18 protein-coding genes and 1 riboswitch are annotated in these 18274 nt (G+C 42.4%); of the genes, 8 read left to right on the plus strand and 10 right to left on the minus strand.

Going from position 1 to position 18274, the window contains the following annotated elements; all coding sequences use genetic code 11:
* Positions 1 to 24 precede the first annotated feature (24 nt).
* From CL667_02215 to CL667_02235, 5 genes are all read left to right on the plus strand, one after another.
* The gene (locus CL667_02215) at positions 25 to 1044 is read left to right on the plus strand and encodes a LacI family transcriptional regulator (protein ID MAL16499.1); all 1020 of its coding nucleotides are present in this window, start codon (positions 25 to 27) and stop codon (positions 1042 to 1044) included.
* Between the two features lies 1 nt (position 1045).
* Positions 1046 to 1999, plus strand: coding sequence for a phosphoribosylaminoimidazolesuccinocarboxamide synthase (locus CL667_02220; protein MAL16500.1), 954 nt, complete (start codon positions 1046 to 1048; stop codon positions 1997 to 1999).
* Positions 1999 to 2367, plus strand: a complete 369-nt coding sequence (locus CL667_02225) for a mannose-6-phosphate isomerase (GenBank protein ID MAL16501.1) — start codon at positions 1999 to 2001, stop codon at positions 2365 to 2367. The genes CL667_02220 and CL667_02225 overlap by 1 nt, the downstream gene beginning before the upstream one ends.
* 75 nt (positions 2368 to 2442) lie before the next feature.
* Positions 2443 to 3771, plus strand: a complete 1329-nt coding sequence (locus tag CL667_02230; protein ID MAL16502.1) for an oxidoreductase — start codon at positions 2443 to 2445, stop codon at positions 3769 to 3771.
* A gap of 41 nt (positions 3772 to 3812) precedes the next feature.
* Positions 3813 to 4322 (plus strand): hypothetical protein, encoded by a 510-nt coding sequence (locus CL667_02235; GenBank protein ID MAL16503.1) that lies wholly within the window; start codon positions 3813 to 3815, stop codon positions 4320 to 4322.
* Positions 4323 to 4500: 178 nt separating this feature from the next.
* Here the strand turns inward: CL667_02235 and CL667_02240 are convergent, their stop codons facing one another.
* The 8 genes from CL667_02240 to CL667_02275 all read right to left on the minus strand — a co-directional run bounded on the left by CL667_02240 (position 4501) and on the right by CL667_02275 (position 13684).
* The gene (locus CL667_02240; protein MAL16504.1) at positions 4501 to 5457 is read right to left on the minus strand and encodes a methylenetetrahydrofolate reductase [NAD(P)H]; all 957 of its coding nucleotides are present in this window, start codon (positions 5455 to 5457) and stop codon (positions 4501 to 4503) included.
* A 3-nt stretch (positions 5458 to 5460) separates the two neighbouring features.
* Positions 5461 to 8157 (minus strand): methionine synthase, encoded by a 2697-nt coding sequence (locus CL667_02245; protein ID MAL16505.1) that lies wholly within the window; start codon positions 8155 to 8157, stop codon positions 5461 to 5463.
* Positions 8158 to 8358, minus strand: coding sequence for a hypothetical protein (locus tag CL667_02250; protein ID MAL16506.1), 201 nt, complete (start codon positions 8356 to 8358; stop codon positions 8158 to 8160). It abuts the gene before it with no gap.
* A gap of 2 nt (positions 8359 to 8360) precedes the next feature.
* Positions 8361 to 9371 carry a 5-methyltetrahydrofolate--homocysteine methyltransferase gene (locus CL667_02255; protein MAL16507.1) on the minus strand — a complete coding sequence of 337 codons (1011 nt, stop codon included), beginning with the start codon at positions 9369 to 9371 and terminating at the stop codon, positions 8361 to 8363.
* Positions 9372 to 9411: 40 nt separating this feature from the next.
* Positions 9412 to 9530, minus strand: a riboswitch (SAM riboswitch).
* A 316-nt stretch (positions 9531 to 9846) separates the two neighbouring features.
* A complete protein-coding gene (locus CL667_02260) occupies positions 9847 to 11511 on the minus strand; it encodes a hypothetical protein (protein ID MAL16508.1) in 1665 nt (554 codons plus the stop codon).
* Between the two features lie 296 nt (positions 11512 to 11807).
* Positions 11808 to 12659 (minus strand): spermidine synthase, encoded by an 852-nt coding sequence (locus CL667_02265; protein ID MAL16509.1) that lies wholly within the window; start codon positions 12657 to 12659, stop codon positions 11808 to 11810.
* A gap of 100 nt (positions 12660 to 12759) precedes the next feature.
* Positions 12760 to 13233, minus strand: coding sequence for an arginine decarboxylase, pyruvoyl-dependent (locus CL667_02270; protein ID MAL16510.1), 474 nt, complete (start codon positions 13231 to 13233; stop codon positions 12760 to 12762).
* 46 nt (positions 13234 to 13279) lie between these two features.
* Positions 13280 to 13684 (minus strand): S-adenosylmethionine decarboxylase proenzyme, encoded by a 405-nt coding sequence (locus CL667_02275; GenBank protein ID MAL16511.1) that lies wholly within the window; start codon positions 13682 to 13684, stop codon positions 13280 to 13282.
* A 138-nt stretch (positions 13685 to 13822) separates the two neighbouring features.
* Here CL667_02275 and CL667_02280 point away from each other — a divergent pair, with 138 nt between their 5' ends.
* Complete coding sequence (locus CL667_02280; protein MAL16512.1) at positions 13823 to 15805, plus strand: dehydrogenase; 1983 nt, start codon at positions 13823 to 13825, stop codon at positions 15803 to 15805.
* Positions 15806 to 15818: 13 nt separating this feature from the next.
* The gene (locus CL667_02285) at positions 15819 to 16295 is read left to right on the plus strand and encodes a hypothetical protein (protein ID MAL16513.1); all 477 of its coding nucleotides are present in this window, start codon (positions 15819 to 15821) and stop codon (positions 16293 to 16295) included.
* Positions 16296 to 16403: 108 nt separating this feature from the next.
* Here the strand turns inward: CL667_02285 and CL667_02290 are convergent, their stop codons facing one another.
* Entirely contained in the window at positions 16404 to 17306 is a 903-nt protein-coding gene (locus tag CL667_02290) for a cation transporter (GenBank protein MAL16514.1), read from the minus strand.
* Between the two features lie 137 nt (positions 17307 to 17443).
* On the opposite strand from CL667_02290, the gene CL667_02295 reads away from it, so the two are divergent.
* The gene (locus CL667_02295; GenBank protein MAL16515.1) at positions 17444 to 18028 is read left to right on the plus strand and encodes a hypothetical protein; all 585 of its coding nucleotides are present in this window, start codon (positions 17444 to 17446) and stop codon (positions 18026 to 18028) included.
* On the opposite strand, the gene CL667_02300 is transcribed toward CL667_02295, so the two are convergent.
* Positions 18025 to 18264 (minus strand): hypothetical protein, encoded by a 240-nt coding sequence (locus CL667_02300; GenBank protein MAL16516.1) that lies wholly within the window; start codon positions 18262 to 18264, stop codon positions 18025 to 18027. The two genes, CL667_02295 and CL667_02300, sit on opposite strands and share 4 nt — an antisense overlap.
* Positions 18265 to 18274: the final 10 nt, after the last annotated feature.

Genomic DNA, 18274 nt, shown 5'->3' on the forward strand with positions numbered 1-18274 from the left:
GGAATGCTAAATAATTGAGGCGTAATGAATAAGAAAGTAACGATTTATGAGGTTGCCAAACGAGCAGAAGTGGCTATCTCAACTGTTTCACGCGTACTGAACGGATCGGAAAATGTTTCTAAAGCAACAAAAGAGAAGGTCGAAAAGGCTATTGATGAACTTAATTTCCGGCCACAGGTTAGCGCCCGAAAGCTTGCAAGTAAAGAGCCTCAAATGCTTGCCATTGCTGTTCCCTCTTTCACAACTCCATATTTTAATGAAGTTCTGAAAGGTGTTAAAGATGAAATCAAGAAAATGGATCTTGATATTATCATGTATAATACCGGATCAAAACAACCCGAGGAAGCCGTCCAAAACTTTTTTGACCGCGGCACTGCCGATGCGGTTATCCTGCTTTCTATTGATGTGAGTGATAAGGTGCATAAACTTATTCAGGCTACCCAAACTCCGGCTGTGCTAGTAAATGCTCAACATCCCTCCTACAATTATTTTATGCTGAATGATTACCAAGGCGGCTATTTAGCCGGTGAGCACTTGGTGAAGCAAGGCTTTGAGAATTTAGGGATGATTACCAGTGTAATTGACTCAAGGGCTTCTCAGCAAAGACTGAAAGGATATACAGATGCTTTAAAAAACTACAAAATGAAGGTCGACAAGTCTCTTTTCATGAGTGGTGACTCTACCAAACATGGTGGTTTTACAGAAGAGTCAGGCTTCGAAGCGATCTACAAATTCGACAAACAAGGAAAATTCCCTGACGCTATTTTTTGCTCTAATGATACCCAAGCCGTTGGTGCTATCTATGCACTCTCAAAATTGGGGTTGAAGGTGCCTGATGATATTGCCATCATGGGATATGACAACATCAAACTGAGTAAGTATCTCGAACTTACTACCATCGACCAAAAGATGTACACTATTGGTGTACAGGCTACAAAACGACTCGCAGAAATTATCACCAAACCGGATGACGAACTTTATCAAACGACTATAAATCCAGTATTGGTAAAACGAGGTTCTACAGAAAATAAAAAGGCTAAGTAAGTTGAATTCTGATTTTTCCACCCGAGAAGCACTAGATAACTGTATTACTGATACCAACGTCCCTGGTCTCCCCGATCCCTACAAAGGAAAGGTCCGTGAAGTTTATGATCTGGATAACGATACACTTGGCATTGTTGTAACTGATCGCATTTCAGCCTTTGATTACATCATGAAGCAAGCTATTCCTTTTAAAGGACAGATTTTAAATCAGCTGGCTGCATTTTCTTTCGATAAGGTGAAAGACATTGTTGCTACTCATATCATTGATATTCCACATCCCAACGTAACTATTGCCAAAAAATGTGATCCTGTTCCAATTGAGGTAGTCATACGTGGCTATTTGACTGGACACGCCTGGCGGGTGTATAAATCTGGAAAAAGAGAACTATGCGGAGTAAAACTTCCCGATGGTTTAAAAGAACACGATAAATTTCCCAAACCCATCCTCACTCCTGCCACAAAAGCGATGGAAGGTCATGACGAGGATATTTCTGAAGAGGAAATATTATCCCGGAAAATCGTATCACCTGATCTTTGGAATGAAATTAAAGAGGTAGCATTCAAACTCTTTGAACGAGGAACACAAGTCGCTGCCGAACAAGGACTGATTCTTGTTGATACCAAATATGAGTTTGGAGTCTTCAAGGGTGAACTGACCCTTATTGATGAAGTACACACCACCGATTCTTCCCGCTATTTTTATTTAGAAGGATATGAAGAACGGCAAGCCAAGGGTGAAGGACAAAAACAGCTTTCCAAAGAGTTTCTGCGTGAATGGTTGATGGAAAACGATTTCCAAGGCTTAGACGGACAAACCCTTCCTGACCTCCCGGACGAATTTCGCATGGAAGTTTTTCAGCGATATTCAGAATTATTCGAGATGCTTACCGGAACAGAATTTAAACCAGTTATTGAGAAAAACTTCAATACCACCCTTAAGCAAATTTTGAAGTGATTATACCGGTCAACATAAAAGAAAAATTCAATCTTTTTGATGAGTACTGGACTCCGAAAATAGTTGGAGAACTTAATGATCAGTATGTAAAGCTCGCTAAGCTAAAAGGTGAATTTGTTTGGCACAGCCATGAAAACGAAGACGAACTTTTCTACATCGTTAAGGGTGAACTGATACTTAAATTCAGGGATAATAAAGATATCCTATTGAAAGAAGGTGAAATGCATATTGTTCCAGCTGGTGTTGAGCATTTCCCCATTGCAAAAGAAGAATGCTGGGTGATGCTCGTGGAGCCCAAATCCACAACCCATACCGGTTCAATCCAAACCGATGGAACTGTAGCTATTGAAGATCAGGAGTGGATTTAATTAGTCTTATTCACTTTTTGAAAACCCCTCAGATTTTCTCACTTTCTTTGGTTATCAAAAACAAATGGAGTCATCATGGGGCAAAAGAAGGAAAACAAGAAATCTGCTAAATCAGCAAACCTTTCACGAAAGGATTTTCTTAAAAAATCGGCATTGGGTTTTGCTTCCTTTAGTATTGTTCCAAGATTTGTTCTGGGTGGAACCGGCTACACTGCTCCAAGTGATAAAATCACCATTGGCTTTATTGGTACCGGAAAACAAAGCACCATTTTAGCCAATCCGTTTTTTAGTTTACCGGAAGCTCAGTTTGTAGCTTGCTGTGATGTTGACTCTATAAAGCGAACCAAATTTAAAGAATGGGTTGAGAGGAAATATGCAGACGCCGGAGAGCAAACGGATTATACCGGGTGCACAGCGTATAAAGACTATAAAGAACTTATTGCCCATGACGATCTTGACGCCGTCATCGTTTGTACACCTGATCATTGGCACGCCATTCCTGCCATTGCAGCTCTCAATGCTGGAAAAGACTTGTATTGTGAAAAACCCTTGTCACTAACTGTTGAGGAAGGCCGGGCTATGGTGGAAGCCACAAGAAGAAACGACCGGGTTGCACAAACAGGAAGCATGCAGCGGTCTTGGGATATTTTCGCAAAAGCATCCGAATTGGTTCGAAATGGATATTTAGGAGAAATCAAAGAAGTTAAAGTAAATGTAGGCGGACCTCCCCGAGCTTATGACCTTCCAAAACAAGCTGTTCCTGAAAGCCTTAATTGGGATGAATGGATTGGGCCTTCCCCTTTTGTAGTCTACAATAATGAAGTGGCCCCTCCCTATCCATGGGATAATTATCCCCGATGGAGAAGTTTTAAAGAATTTGGCGGCGGTGGTGTCACCGACTGGGGGGCTCATATGTTTGACATCGTACAGTGGGCTTTAGGTATGGACGACAGCGGCCCGGTTGAGTTCATTCCGCCTTCAGAAGAGAATGCACAACGTGGACTAAAATTTATCTATGAAAATGGCATTGAAGTTACTCATGAAGACTTTGGCCGAGGAAATGCTGTGCGATTTATTGGATCAGAAGGATCCTTAGATATTAGCCGGGAGTTTCTGGAGCCTTCAAATATGAGCTTGGTCGACCACAAGCTTGGTGCTGACGAAACCAAACTTTTCCTTAGTGATAATCATTACCAGGACTGGTTTGATGCAATCAAAAACAGAACGAAACCAATAGCTGACATTGAAATTGGCCACCGGACGGCATCCATCTGTAATATAGCGAATATCGCTTATGAACTTCGAAGACCATTGAATTGGAATCCCGAAACTGAGCAATTTAAAGACGATGAAGCTGCAAATGCTATGTTGGGCCGGGAATATCGTAAAGGCTATTCTTTGTAATGAATCCACTGATAACCTGAGAATTATTTCGATAAAATTCCATGGATGACCAACTTCATTTTCGGAGAATCCGGCCTCGTATTAAGGTACCAACATCATTAAGCACCGATGATATTAATCAGCGAATTAGAAGCTTATTAAAATCTGAAGACGCAAGCTGTGAAGGGAAAACCACCCGAGGTTATGCTACCATTTATCCTCCTTTAGAAGATCAGCATTTTTGGTCACCCCAACTCACCATCACCGTTGAAGAAAATGAGGATGGAAACCTAATTAGAGGTTTATATGGCCCGAAACCGTCGGTATGGACCATGTTTGTATTCTTCTACTCCGCTATCGGATTTGCAACTATGATTATTCTGATGGTAGGCTTATCACTTTGGAGTCTGGGAAATTCGGCAGGCATCCTTTGGTTTGTCCCTGTTTTAGTATTCCTATTTTTGAGCCTGTATCTGGTTGCTTACTTCGGACAAAAGCTGGGACACAAACAGATGGGAAACATCCATCGCTTTATAGAAAAGTGCTTAGATCAGGAAATTGAAGCTCATTGATTTGTCTACATGATCCTTCAATAAATATCGCAGGGTTAAAACCCATGCTTGTTTACTTGAATCCATCAAAGCTATAATCAATATTCTCTCCTAAAAGCCTCTCCAATAAGAATAGAAAAAACTAACTGAACCAGCAAGAACGTAATCTGTGAAATCAGTGCCATCTGGCAATCTGCGATCAAAATAACTCCTTAGCCACCTCATACACCGAAGCTGATTTCCCCATCGAGTAATAGTGCAGACTGGGAACCCCAAATTCCATCAGCTCTTTGGATTGCTGAATAGTCCATTCAATCCCCACCTGAACCACTTCTTCTTTCGAATTACACTCCTCTACCGCTTTTGATAACTCCATCGGCAAATCCACATGGAAAAGCTGTGGCAAAATCGTGAGCTGTTTTTGAGATGTGATGGGTTTTAAACCCGGAATAATGGGAAGTGTTATACCAGCTTCACGGCACTGCTTCACAAAATCTAAGTAGCACTGATTATCAAAAAACATCTGTGTAACGATGTAATGCCCACCTTTGTCCTGCTTCAGCTTCAGATACTTCATGTCGGTTTGCATATTGGGAGCAGCATAATGCTTTTCGGGATAGCCCGCTACACCGATGCAAAAATCTGAGGGTTTGGCGTTTTCGAGGTCTTCATCGATATAAATCCCATTATTCAAGTCCACGACCTGTTCAATCAGGTCCGAAGCATAGGCATGTCCATCAGGCTCGGGCTTGAATTCACGCTCGGGCTTTCGAGTGTCGCCCTGAATCAACAGCACATTATCAATGCCAAGGAAGTTGAGGTCAATCAGGGCATTTTCAGTATCCTCTCTTGAAAAGCCACCACAGATGATATGAGGAACCGCATCCACTTTGTAGTGATTCTGAATGGCGGCACAAATACCTACGGTGCCTGGTCGCTTACGTACCGTTTTCCGCTCCAGAAGGCCGTTGTCGCGTTTCTTGTATACAAACTCCTCTCGGTGGTAGGTAACGTCTACAAAAGGCGGATTGAACTCCATCAGCGGATCCATGTGATCAAACAGAGACCGAATATTTTGCCCTTTCAGCGGCGGTAAAACTTCAAATGAGAACAGCGTATCGCCATTCGCTTTTTCAATATGCTCAGTTACTTTCATTACTTACTTCCTTGGATCATAGTCTAAATTAGGAGAAAGCCATCTTTCCACTTCCTCTTTCGTTAATAATTTTCGTTGGGTGTAGTCGGCGACCTGATCTTCCCCAATATTACCAACACGGAAATACCGAGACTCAGGATGAGAAAAATATATTCCACTGACCGATGACGCCGGATACATTGCAAATGACTCGGTAAGCTCGATTTCAGCGTTTTTCTCTACATCTAACAGATCAAATAAAATGCGTTTTTCGGTATGATCGGGACAGGCCGGATATCCCGGTGCAGGTCGAATTCCTGAATAAGACTCCGCGATTAATTCTTCATTGCTGAAATTCTCCTCATCCGAATAGCCCCAAAATTCTTTTCGAACACGCTCGTGCATCCGTTCGGCAAATGCTTCAGCAAGTCGATCAGCTACTGCTTTTACCAAGATCACATTGTAGTCATCATTCGCCTTTTTGTATTCGTCGATGATAGGCTCAATTCCCAATCCGGCAGTTACCGCAAAAAATCCAATGTAGTCCGTAATTCCGGTTTCCTTTGGAGCAATATAATCTGAAAGGCAGGAATTCGGCTGCCCTTTTCGCTTCTTCGTTTGCTGTCGTAAAAAGTGAAATTCAGTTTTCTCTTTGGATCGATTCTCATCTTCGAATACTTTTATATCATTACCGTAAGCGACTGCAGGATAAAAACCTACAACTGCCTTTTCTTTCAATAAATCCTCCTCTACAATACGATCCAGAAGTTCCTGAGCATCATCAAAAAGAGACTGTGCCTGCTCTCCTACTTCCTCATCATCCAGAATATCCGGGTATTTCCCCGTGAGCATCCAGGTCCGGAAAAAGGGCGACCAATCAATGTAATTTCTAAGCTCTGAGATCGGGTAATCATCAAATATTTTTTCTCCGAGGAAGGTCGGCTTAGGTGGTTCATATCCTGACCAGTCGATATCCGTTTTATTCTGTTGCGCATCTTCATAGCTCAACAGCTGCTTTCGGTTCTGTCGGTTTTCATGCTGCTCCCGAAGTCCCTCATACTCTTTCTTCACTTCAAGCCTCACGCCTTCCCTGCGCTGCTTACTGATCACATCCCCTGCAATAGAAACTGCTCGTGAGGCATCCAGCACATGAATAATGGAGCCATCATACTCGGGATCAATTTTAACAGCTGTGTGAAGACGTGATGTAGTTGCTCCCCCAATCAAGAGCGGCAGATCCATCTTTCTCTTCTTCATTTCGCGTGCTACATGAATCATTTCATCCAGAGACGGCGTGATCAATCCACTCAACCCAATAGCATCCACATTATGCTCTTCGGCTTTATCAAGGATTTTGTCCGCAGGAACCATCACTCCTAAATCAACCACATTATAATTATTACAGGCCAGTACCACGCTGACGATGTTTTTCCCAATATCATGTACATCACCCTTTACGGTGGCAAGCAAAATCTTGGGCTGTTCGCTGGTGTCTTTATTTCGAGCTTTTTCTTCTTCAAGATATGGAGTGAGATAAGCCACAGCCTGCTTCATCACCCGGGCGCTTTTCACGACCTGAGGCAAAAACATCTTTCCTGCCCCAAAGAGATCACCAACCACATTCATTCCGTCCATCAGCGGACCTTCAATCACCTCGAGCGGACTTCCATATTTTACCCGAGCTTCTTCCGCATCTTCTTCCGCAAACTCATTAATTCCTTTTACCAGCGCATGACTAAGCCGTTCTTCCACTGGCTTCTTACGCCACTCATCATCTTTCTTCTGCTTGACGGACGAAGATTCGCCTTTAAACTCTTCCGCTATTTCCAGTAGCCGCTCGGTAGCATCATCCCTGCGATCAAAGAGCACATCTTCTACTCTCAACAGCAGGTCCTCAGGGATATCATCATACACTTCTAACTGCGTCGGATTCACAATCCCCATATCCATGCCGTGCTGAATTCCGTGATATAGAAAAGCAGAGTGAATAGCCTCCCGAACACGATTATTTCCCCTAAAGGAGAAAGAGACGTTACTTACTCCACCGATGATATGTGCTCCGGGTAAATTCTCCCTAATCCATTTGGCGGCATTAAAGAAGTCCAGAGCATTTTTCTTATGCTCATCCATTCCTGTTGCAACCGGAAAGATGTTGGGATCTAAAATGATATCTGAGGGATCAAACCCGGCTTCTTCGGTGAGAATCTTATACGCCCTACCACAAATCTCTTTTCGCCGGGGCAAGGTGTCGGCCTGACCATCTTCATCAAAAGCCATACAAATGACAGCTGCTCCAAAACGACGTATGATTTTAGCTCGCCGCAGAAATTCTTCTTCGCCATCCTTTAGGCTGATGGAATTCACAACGCCTTTCCCTTGCATGCATTTTAATCCGGCCAGAATGACTTCCCACTTTGAAGAATCAACCATAATGGGAATTTTAGCGATATCAGGATCGGAGGCGATGAGGTTCAGGAAGTGCGTCATTTCCTCGGCGCTATCCAACATCCCTTCGTCCATATTGACATCCAGAATCTGAGCTCCGCCCTCAACCTGATCCAGCGCTACTTTCAGTGCATTATCATATTCCTTATTCTTGATGTAATTAAGGAAACGCTTTGAACCCGTTACGTTTGTGCGTTCTCCAACGTTGACAAAATTTGAATCCTTTGTAATGATGAGCGGCTCAAGTCCGCTTAGTGTGAGGGGAAGTGATTTCATTTATATACAACAAAAATTTAGATTCCATCTCATCGTCTGACGGCTAAAAGTCCGTCCGACGAATTCTATCCACGGGCCCTCGCTTATAAATCCATCGGACGACTCTTGTCCTTCATTCATCTCACCAAGCATAGGTTCAGTCGTCAGATGGGGTTCGAAGTAGTACTGTAAGTTTTGAATCTTTTCTTTCAATGAATGCATAGTTAGGCTACCGCTACTGCTTTTTTACGTGGTTCATAATTCTGGGCCAATTCGGCCATTTTTGAAATATGTGCGGGAGTAGTCCCACAACAACCGCCAAGGATATTCACCAAGTTTTCTTCCAGATACCTCTCCACTTCCTGCCCCATCAATTCTGGGTCTTGATCATATTCTCCAAACTCGTTCGGCAATCCGGCGTTGGGATAGGCGCTGACAAAGAAGTCCGACTTATCAGCCAGATTCTGTAAATACGGCTGTAACTGCTTTGCTCCCAATGCACAATTAAAGCCAACACTGAGAATGGGTGCATGTGAAACTGAAATCAAAAAGGCTTCTACGATTTGACCTGATAGCGTTCGTCCAGAAGCATCCGTAATCGTTCCCGAAACCATGATAGGCAACTTCTCTCCCCTTTCATCAAACAGTTCCTGAATGGCAAAGAGTGCCGCTTTAGCATTCAATGTATCGAAAATCGTTTCTATGAGGAGTAAGTCTGCACCGCCATCCATCAGACCTTTCGCTTGTTCTTTGTAAGCCTCAGCGAGTTCATCAAAAGTAACGGCTCGGTAGGCAGGATCGGTAACTTCTGGGGAAATGGACGCTGTCCTATTGGTTGGGCCCATCGATCCGGCAACAAATCGTGGTCGATCCGGATTTTGTTCGGTGAATTTCTTCGTGGCTTTCTTGGCAATCTCAGCGGACTTCCGGTTTAGCTCATACACAATATGCTCAAGCTTGTAATCGGCCTGAGCAATGCTAGTACCGCTAAAGGTATTGGTTTCCACGATATCGGCTCCGGCAGCCAGGTATTCTTCGTGGATGGATTGAATGAGATCGGGACGAGTCAGGCTCAGGAGATCGTTATTTCCCTTCAGATCGTCTTTATGGTCTTTAAACTGTTCGCCTCTGAAATCTTCTTCCTCCAGGGTATGACGCTGAATCATGGTTCCCATGGCTCCGTCTAGAATCAGAATGCGTTCTTGTAATGCTTGGTGTATAGTCACTCTTTCAATGTTGGATTAGCTTATGCAGAAAGAGCGTGAGTGATTAGCTCGCTTATCATTCTAAGCACATAACGTTTTATGTGTTTAGTGGGATTTGGCACCTGCCCCTTTTCAGAAGTGGTTGCCAAGACGTCAACGGGCCCATCCCTCGGTCTTTCTTTATAAGCATTCAATAAATTCGTATCGAATATAACGGTTGTAACCGCACAGAGCAACTTGTTATAACGCCTTGTTAAGAATTGTGTGATAGAACACCGATGACGTGGATTGGGCGAATGTTGCTGAATAGTATGAAGAACCAGACTTCCACTGCCATACTCAATTGTCACCCTGAGCACGTAGCGGGTTGATTAGGTTTGGGGTGTTTTACGCGAAGGGTCTCAAGTTTCAAATTAGCGAAATGTCTTAAACGTTGAGATCCTTCGTGTTCAACAACATCAGCCTTTGCATTTTACTACGCACTCAGGATGACAAGCTGTGAAACTCACAACTCCGTCCTTATCCCAAAATGTACTTTCCCATTTCCAACAGATTCTTCAGGAGAAATCGCATAAGTAAATTTCAATCGACCGATTTGGGTTTGGTAGCTAAGGCCGAATCCGGTGGAGAATAGGTATTTGTTTGTTATTCGGAAGTCGTTATTGGGCTCGGTTAGTAGCTTGGGTCTTTCAAAGCCTCCCACTGCTCCGAAACCGAATAAATATGACTGTCGGTTGAGTAAGAAGCGATACTCCACATCTCCCCAAAGCATGGTTCCGGCCCGGAACTGTTGTTCGGCGTATCCACGGAAGGAATTAGCTCCTCCAAACCGAATTAAGTCATTGGTGGTTACCTTATCGGATTCCAACAAAAAGCCGTGCATCGAAGTAGCAATCACGCTTTTCTCAAAAATGGGAATGTAATTTCTAGCGGTGAATTCCAGGATGTTTTGTGTGAAGGTGGTGCTGGAATCGTCCGCTAAGTCTTTATTGGCAATACCGAGCATGAGTCGTACGGAGCTTCCGGAAGTTGGAGCATCGTAGCGATCGAGGTTCGTGTATTCGAAACCAAGTCGGGCCGTGCGTTTTTGTCCATCTGGTTCAATCACCATCGGGAGGTTATTCCCGGAGGTTGTACTTTGGAAACCCACGCCCCCAATCAGCTTCAATCCCGTATTCAGTAGATAATATCCATCCAGATCAAAATCTCTGGATTGATAGGTTGTATCATTTTGGTAGAGTTGGAATCCGGCAGAAATACCAATCGGGATATCTCCGATCCAGTCCTGTGAGGCGCCCAGATTCAGCTGACTCGTTTCCGGCCGCAATCGCTGGTAACGAAAATCGAAGCCGTTACCCTGCGTCAGCACATTCCATAGTGAAAGCTCCACATCGCCCACAATTTGGCCGTTTCCGGTGGCATCAGGCACATAACCGAGCAATCCATCGAACTGATTAAGCGAACGCTCCTGCACCTCAAAAATAATAACCGGCTCGCCGTTGCGTAGAAAAACCCGCCCCGGTTCCACTGAATTAAATAATCCGCTTGCGTTCAGATTTGCCCGCAGAAAACGAAGATAACCCGGAGTAACTGTTTCGGATGATCTAAATCGAGCCATCTTTCGCAAATAGCTTTGGTCATTCGCCTTGGCTCCCGAAAAATAAATATCAGATTCGGAAATCTTTTTTCCGGTTTTCACTTCCAAATCTATGGTGACAGAACATCTTTCAGCATCCGGAGCAAGTTCCCTAATCTCCGCCTTAGCAAACGGAAACCCAAAATCTTCCAGCTGAATCATTAGCTGATTAATCTCTCCTCTCAAAGTCTGATCTGTAAATCGAATATCGGGTTGAATGACCATGGAGGAATCAAGCTGTCCGGTGTACGTCACCGCCATCTTCGAAAGCACAAATGGGCAGCCTCTTGAAATCTGAGCAGTAGAATCCGATATCGACATCACTTCAGCCGCAAGATATCCCTCCGAAGAAAGCCACTTCAGAAGCCTTTGTTCAATCTGAGCAGGGTTCTTATATAATTGAGTTGCCAAGCTATCCGGAGCCGAGATTTCCTCCCCACCTTCAATCAACCGAAAAGCCGCGGACTGATTTTGAGCAGCCATCAAAAGCGGCAACAGCATCAATAAAATCGAAAAGCCGAATTTTAATAACATATGCTAAATCTACACTCTTTTTAAAACTTGTGCAGAGAATAGAACGCGAGATTTGCACACTAATTTTAGTATTGGATTAATGATCTCGCAGTGCTTAAGTAATTCCCCCGGAGGCGGGAATCTTGATCTAGCCTTTAGATAGAAAGCTTTAGCCTTACAAAGATCCAGATTTCGGGCATTCGCCGCGAAATGACTGAACCCTCCCCTGAACAGACTCGGTATTATATTTAGAGAACAGGAAGCTAGAGCTTCCTGAATGCATTGCGAAGGAGGACCTTCGCAACGAGTTCTACAGATTAATCAATAATATCAGCCACAAAATTAGGCAAAGCAAAAGAACCATTATGAGTGGCTTTGTTGTAGTATTTCAAGTCATCCCCAAAGTCAGACAAGCCCTCTTCTACTCTTGTTAAAACTTCCTCGGACTGAACTTTAATTCCTTTAGAAGCATAGGCAAATGACCACATTCCGGCGGGATATAAGGGTATGTAGCCCAGATACATATCGGATTCAGTAAATACATCACTTAAAGCATCAAATACCTTTTTGATACTCTTATGGTATTCCTGAACCCATGGTGATTCAGTCTGTGCAGAAAGCACACCGTCTTCTTTCAAAGCATCAAAACAGAATTGAAAGAAATCCTTTTCAAATAATCCTTCAGCCGGACCAACAGGATCAGACCCATCAATAATAACGACATCATATTCCGCCTTGGCTGCTTTTACAAAGGCAATGCCATCTTCAAACAAAACATGTAGTCGCTCATCATCCCAAGCTCCTACTTCAGGTAGAAATTCTTTGGATGCTCGAACAACCGCTTCGTCAATTTCAACCATATCTACATGCTTTACCGAAGAATGCTTCAGCACTTCCCGAGCTGTTCCTCCGTCACCACCACCAATAATAAGCACCTTTTCTGGATTCGGATGTGCAAACATCACGGGGTGGGCCAACATCTCATGATACACAAACTCATCTTTTTCCGACAGCATGACCATTCCGTCGATAGTCATTAAGTTACCCCAAGTGTCGGTCTCATATACTTCCACCAGCTGGTAGTCCGTTTGTTCAGAAAAAAGGAGTTTCTTAAGTCCTACCGTTAAGCCGGTATTCTCGTGATAAAATTCGTTGTATTGAATAGACATAGGATGATAGATTTTAGATAAAAGATGACTGGTATTAAAATAGAGGAGTTAAATAAGACTAAGAGTTAAAATCTTATGTCTAATGTCTATAATCTCAAATCTACTTATACCAAAGAACGGCAGCGGCGAAAGTGGAGCCACATTTTTCTACCTGGTGTTCAACACCGACTTTCTTGATCTCTTTGAGCTTTCGGTTACGGTATTCAAAGGCATCTACAACCATCTGCTCAACGATATTTTCTACATACTCTAAGCGGGTATGGTCTTCAAATTCCATGATTACACCCGGCTCAGAAGGGTCTTCAGGGATACCAATAGCAATAGCCGAAGCAATCCACATCTGTGGTGTTTGGGAATCGATAGTCGCATAAGCCAGCGGAATCAATCCTCCTTTTGGCAAAGTGATTTCGTCTCTTGATACTTCTTGTGCTCCAGGAGGACAGATACTGCTCATTCGCATGAGGTTGGTATCGCCTACACCTGCTTCAAGTAAAGCATTGTCAAAAGCATTGAGTCGTGTATTTCCTTCAGCAGCTCCGGAAACAAGACAGTATAAATTTGGGGTTTTCACCATTTGGAGGTTCAAACCGTTAGTTTTTTGAGATATATCCATGAGTCAGTCAGTAGTCTTGTACGTTTACAGTTGGTTTGAAAAGCAGTTTTTCACCCTTAGGCACTCTAAATAAACCGCGTTTCATTTCCATGCTGCTCACATTCTGAGAATTGAAAGCCTCTTTTAAATATTCCTGAATCACCCAGGGATCAATTGTATCACCACAAGTAAAAATATCAACCGCAGCATAATTGTACTCCGGCCAGGTGTGAATGGCAACGTGAGATTCGGCAATTACTACCATCCCACTTACACCATAAGGGCTGAACTTGTGAAAGTTGTGAGATATAATGGTTGCATTCGCGGCTTTAGTTCCGCTTAGCATGGATTCTTCGATGTATTCTACATCATTTATTTTTGAGCTTTCGCAATCGTAAAATTCTACTAAAATTTGTCGGCCAAGTGCTTCCAATCTTCATAAAGGTCTAAAGTTAAAAGTACAGTGAGTTGTGCTTTTGAAATAAAGAGCGAAAACGTATACTTGGCTTTGGGAAAGCCTTAATACTTCTTTTCTTTAAAGCATTAAAAGATACAGATTTTTATAAAAACTATGATATCTACTTCAAAAAAAATTTCTAAGAAAAAAGCACTTCATATTTATAGAAATCTATTGCTCCCTCGCCGTATCGAAGAGCGAATGCTTAAGTTATTGCGCCAGAATAAAATTAGTAAATGGTTCTCAGGAATTGGCCAAGAAGCTGTAGGTGTTGGAGTTACATTATCAGCTAAACCCGAAGATTATATTTTACCAATGCACCGCAACTTAGGTGTATTTACAACTCGGAAAGTGCCTCTCTACCCTCTTTTCTGTCAGCTTTTTGGAAAAGCAGAGGGGTTTACCGGTGGTCGCGATCGGTCTTTTCATTTTGGGGTGATGGAACATAAAATCGTAGGTATGGTTTCCCACCTCGCCGCTATGATGCCCGTTGCCGACGGTCTCGCCCTCGCCAAGAAACTAAAAGGTGAAGATTCCGTGGCCTTCTCTTTCTGTGGGGATGGAGCTACTAGTGAAGGTGATTTTCACGAAGCGTTAAACCTTGCAGCTGTCTGGGAATTACCAGTCGTATTTGTCATTGAGAATAACGGCTATGGACTCTCAACTCCTACTAGTGAGCAGTTCAAGTGCGAAAAGCTATCCGATAGAGCTAAAGGCTATGGAATGCATGGGTTTCATATTGATGGCAACGATATTTTTGAAGTGATGGAAACTATTGAGAAAGCAAGAAAACTCGCTCTCAAAGGGGAACCTGTACTTATTGAAGCTAAAACTTTTCGTATGCGTGGCCATGAAGAAGCTTCCGGAACCCATTATGTTCCTGATGTACTTTTTGAAAACTGGGCAGAGAAAGATCCTTTATTACGGTTTGAAGTATTTCTTAAGGATGAAGGTTATGCCGATGAGGAAGCAATCAAGAAAATGACCAAAGAAATTGATCAATCCTTTCGAAAAGATCTGGATAAAGCCATTAAAGCTGCCGACCCTGTTTTTGATGAAGCGAAAGAGCTAAAAGAGGTTTATTCACAACAAGAACCTAATTTACCTAACCATTCAAATGGAAGTTTCTCTGAAAAAAGGTTCGTAGATGTTATTCAATCCACTTTAAAGCAAGCTTTTGAGGAGGATGATTCTTTCTTGATAATGGGTCAGGATATCGCTGAATACGGTGGAGTTTTTAAAATTACCGAAGGATTTCTGGAGCAGTTTGGGAAAGAACGAATTCGTAATACTCCTATTATTGAATCTGGAGTGCTCGGTGCAGCGATGGGTTTGGCTCTGGAAGGATTTAAGCCTGTCGTTGAAATGCAGTTTGCCGATTTCATTTCCTGCGGTTTTAACCAAATCGTTAATAATATTGCCAAGACACATTACCGTTGGTCTCCACCTCTTAATATCACCATCCGGTCTCCCCATGGTGGCGGAGTTGGAGCCGGCCCCTATCATTCACAATCTGTGGAAGGCTGGTTTATGCAAATACCCGGACTGAAAGTGGTGGTTCCGGGAACCGTTGAAGATGCCCAAAATCTACTCTACAGTTCCTTGCACGATCCAAATCCGGTACTCTTTTTTGAACACAAAAAACTCTACAGAAGCCTCCGGGCGACGATTCCCGATAAAGCAACCTATGAGCCTTTAGGAAAAGCCAAAGTCAGAAATGAAGGTCAGGATATCTCGATCATAACTTACGGCCTTGGCGTACAGTGGGCGGTGGAAATAGTAGATGAGTATGAGCAAAAAGGAATCTCTATAGAAATCTTAGACCTCCGTACACTTCTCCCTTTTGATAAAGAGGCTGTAAAAAATACTGTTCAGAAAACCGGAAAGGTGTTATTGCTACAGGAACCTTCTATTACTTTAGGTCCACTCAGTGAGATTTCAGCTTTTATTAATGAGGAATGTTTTGAATGGCTGGACGGGCCCGTCATGCGGTGCGCTTCCTTAGACACCCCCATTCCTCATGATAAAGGATTAGAAGAGGGATTTATGGCTCAGTCTAAACTTGTAGAGAAATTAGATATATTACTTCAGTACTAACCAACCTGTGTTTATGGAATCCGAAAGCAAAATTGACCGACTGGCGTATAGCTGGCATATTTTCTCCCATACCCAAGAGCTAATCAAGCTTGCTGATTATAAAATCAGGTATCTGTTTTTAGTAAGTAGTATCTCCGCGACCTTTATACTTCGTGACTCCGCGATCCTGGATAATCTGGACGTATTTAAAATCCTTTTTATCATCTCTTTCATGGCTTTTCTAACCTTTGCTTCTTTAACCATAAAACCAAGGGTTACTAAATCAAAGAATTCGCCAACACTCATTTATCACAAGGATATCCTTTTCAAGGGAGATAGGAATGAATATGCAAAGAGTTTCAAAGAGACTTCAGATCAGGAGCTCGAAGACGATCTCTTGTATCAGATTTATGAAATATCCGCCATAGCTGAAAGTAAGTACAAATACTATAACTACTCCTTCTACGCTATGTGCGTGCAAATTGTGCTTTTCTTTATTGTTTTGGTGTGATTTTTACTCGTTTCAGCTAAAGTAACACAAATCAAATTGCTTCAGTATTTATGAAACAAACATAATCGATTCATTATTTATGAAACAGTTGTATTGATAGGTCTTTAGCTATTTCGCCTCAGCTTCGATAAAAACCCTCTTCACTCTCGGATATACACTTTTGATTTGGCTTGAAAGCGTTGCGGTATCAGTTTCAATTTCGTCTGAGTTCAAGGTTGAGCTGAAGTCTGCACTAATGGTTACTAATATATACTGAGGGCCCATATGAAGCGTAAGCACTTCTTTTATGCTTTGAATGGAATCCATGCTTTCTCCTAATTCCTGAATACCCTGGATAATTTTTTCGTCCGCACTTTCCCCAATCAGTAAGCCTTTGGTTTCGTGAGCCAGCCAAATTGCGGTACCTCCCAAAATAATTCCAATAACAATAGAAGCAATGCCATCAAAAATAAGAATCCCGGTCACCTGTGTTAAAAACACTCCAATAAAAGCAACTACTAAACCAAGCATGGCTGCTGAATCCTCAAATAAAACCACAAAAGTGGTAGGGTCTTTTTCTTTTCGAACCGCCTCATAATAGCTTCTGTCCCCTTTGGATTTTTTAAACTCTTTCCAGGCAAAATACCAGGCAAAAGCTTCGAAAATCATAGCCAGAACCAACACGATGTAGTTAATATTTGGGTTTGTAATCTCGTTTGGATCAGATAAGCTGTGAATACCTTCATAAATAGAAATCCCCGCCCCCACCCCAAAGATGATGATAGCCACGACAAAGCTCCAGAAGTAAACCTCTTTGCCATGACCAAAAGGAAACTGTTTATCTGCAGGTTTCTCTGCTTTCTTCAACCCCATTAAAAGCAGTATTTGGTTCCCGGTATCTACAACCGAATGAATACCTTCTGACATCATCGCCGAGCTTCCGGTTAAAAAAGCGGCTATGAATTTTGTAATGGAAATAAGTCCGTTACCAATTAAGGCAGCGTAAATAACTTTTTTTGATCCTGAAGCCAATGCTAGTGATTAAATGAATGATTGCCTCAAAGAAAAGCCATTTTAGGGAGACTTTCATTACTCATCTTTTTTGTTGAGTAGATTCTAAATTCAGATTTATTATTTTTAGGGTAAACAGTAACAATCAAGCTGTTAATATGAAGAGAGTTACCACCCTATTTTTTTTGGTGATTATGTTGCCTTGTTTAGCAATTGCACAATACAATCCCCTTACTAAACCAGAACAAATAGATTTCAAACCAAAAAGTGAAAAAACAGCCAAAGCGCTAACTCTTGCCGTGCCTGCTGCCGGTATTCTAACGGGTTCCCTCCTAATGAAAGCAGAAGCATATGATGTTGGATTCCTCTTAATTTCAGGAGGGATACTTATAGGACCGTCGGCTGGAAATATGTATGCCGAGAACACAGAGTCTGTCATCAAAGGTATTAGCACCCGAGCGGGTGGTCTTGGCTTGATAGCTTTAGGAACTTATTTAGAATTTTTCAATTCTATATTTGAACCTCATTCTTCAAGAGATAGCCATAATATTAGCTTTTGGCCCAAAGCATTGATGATAAGCGGTGCCGGACTTGTTATTTATAGCTGGGGACACGACTTCTACAAATCTGTTGAAAATGTACGTGAATATAATGGTGAGAATGACAGGCCTTCATTCACTATTGCTCCAACTTATTTCCCAAAAGAAAAAGCCCCGGGAGTAAGTATATCCCTGAGCTTTTAATTGCGAATCTGTTTTAATAATCGCTCGGTAAAATCTTTTTTAGCTTTGATTTCCCGAAACTGGGCCATCAGCCTTTTTCCTTCTTTCGCAGAAAATGCCAGCTCACGGAGATCATCATCGTGAACCAGCACTTCTTCGAAAGTCTCTCTCTCAACCGAGCCCATATTTTCATCAACGTAATCGGAGATGAAATCTTCTATTACCGGGTGATATTCTTTGTCTATAAAATTTTTCATAAAGGGGAGT

Source organism: Balneola sp. (genome assembly GCA_002694685.1).
Taxonomy (GTDB): Bacteria; Bacteroidota; Rhodothermia; order Balneolales; family Balneolaceae; genus Gracilimonas.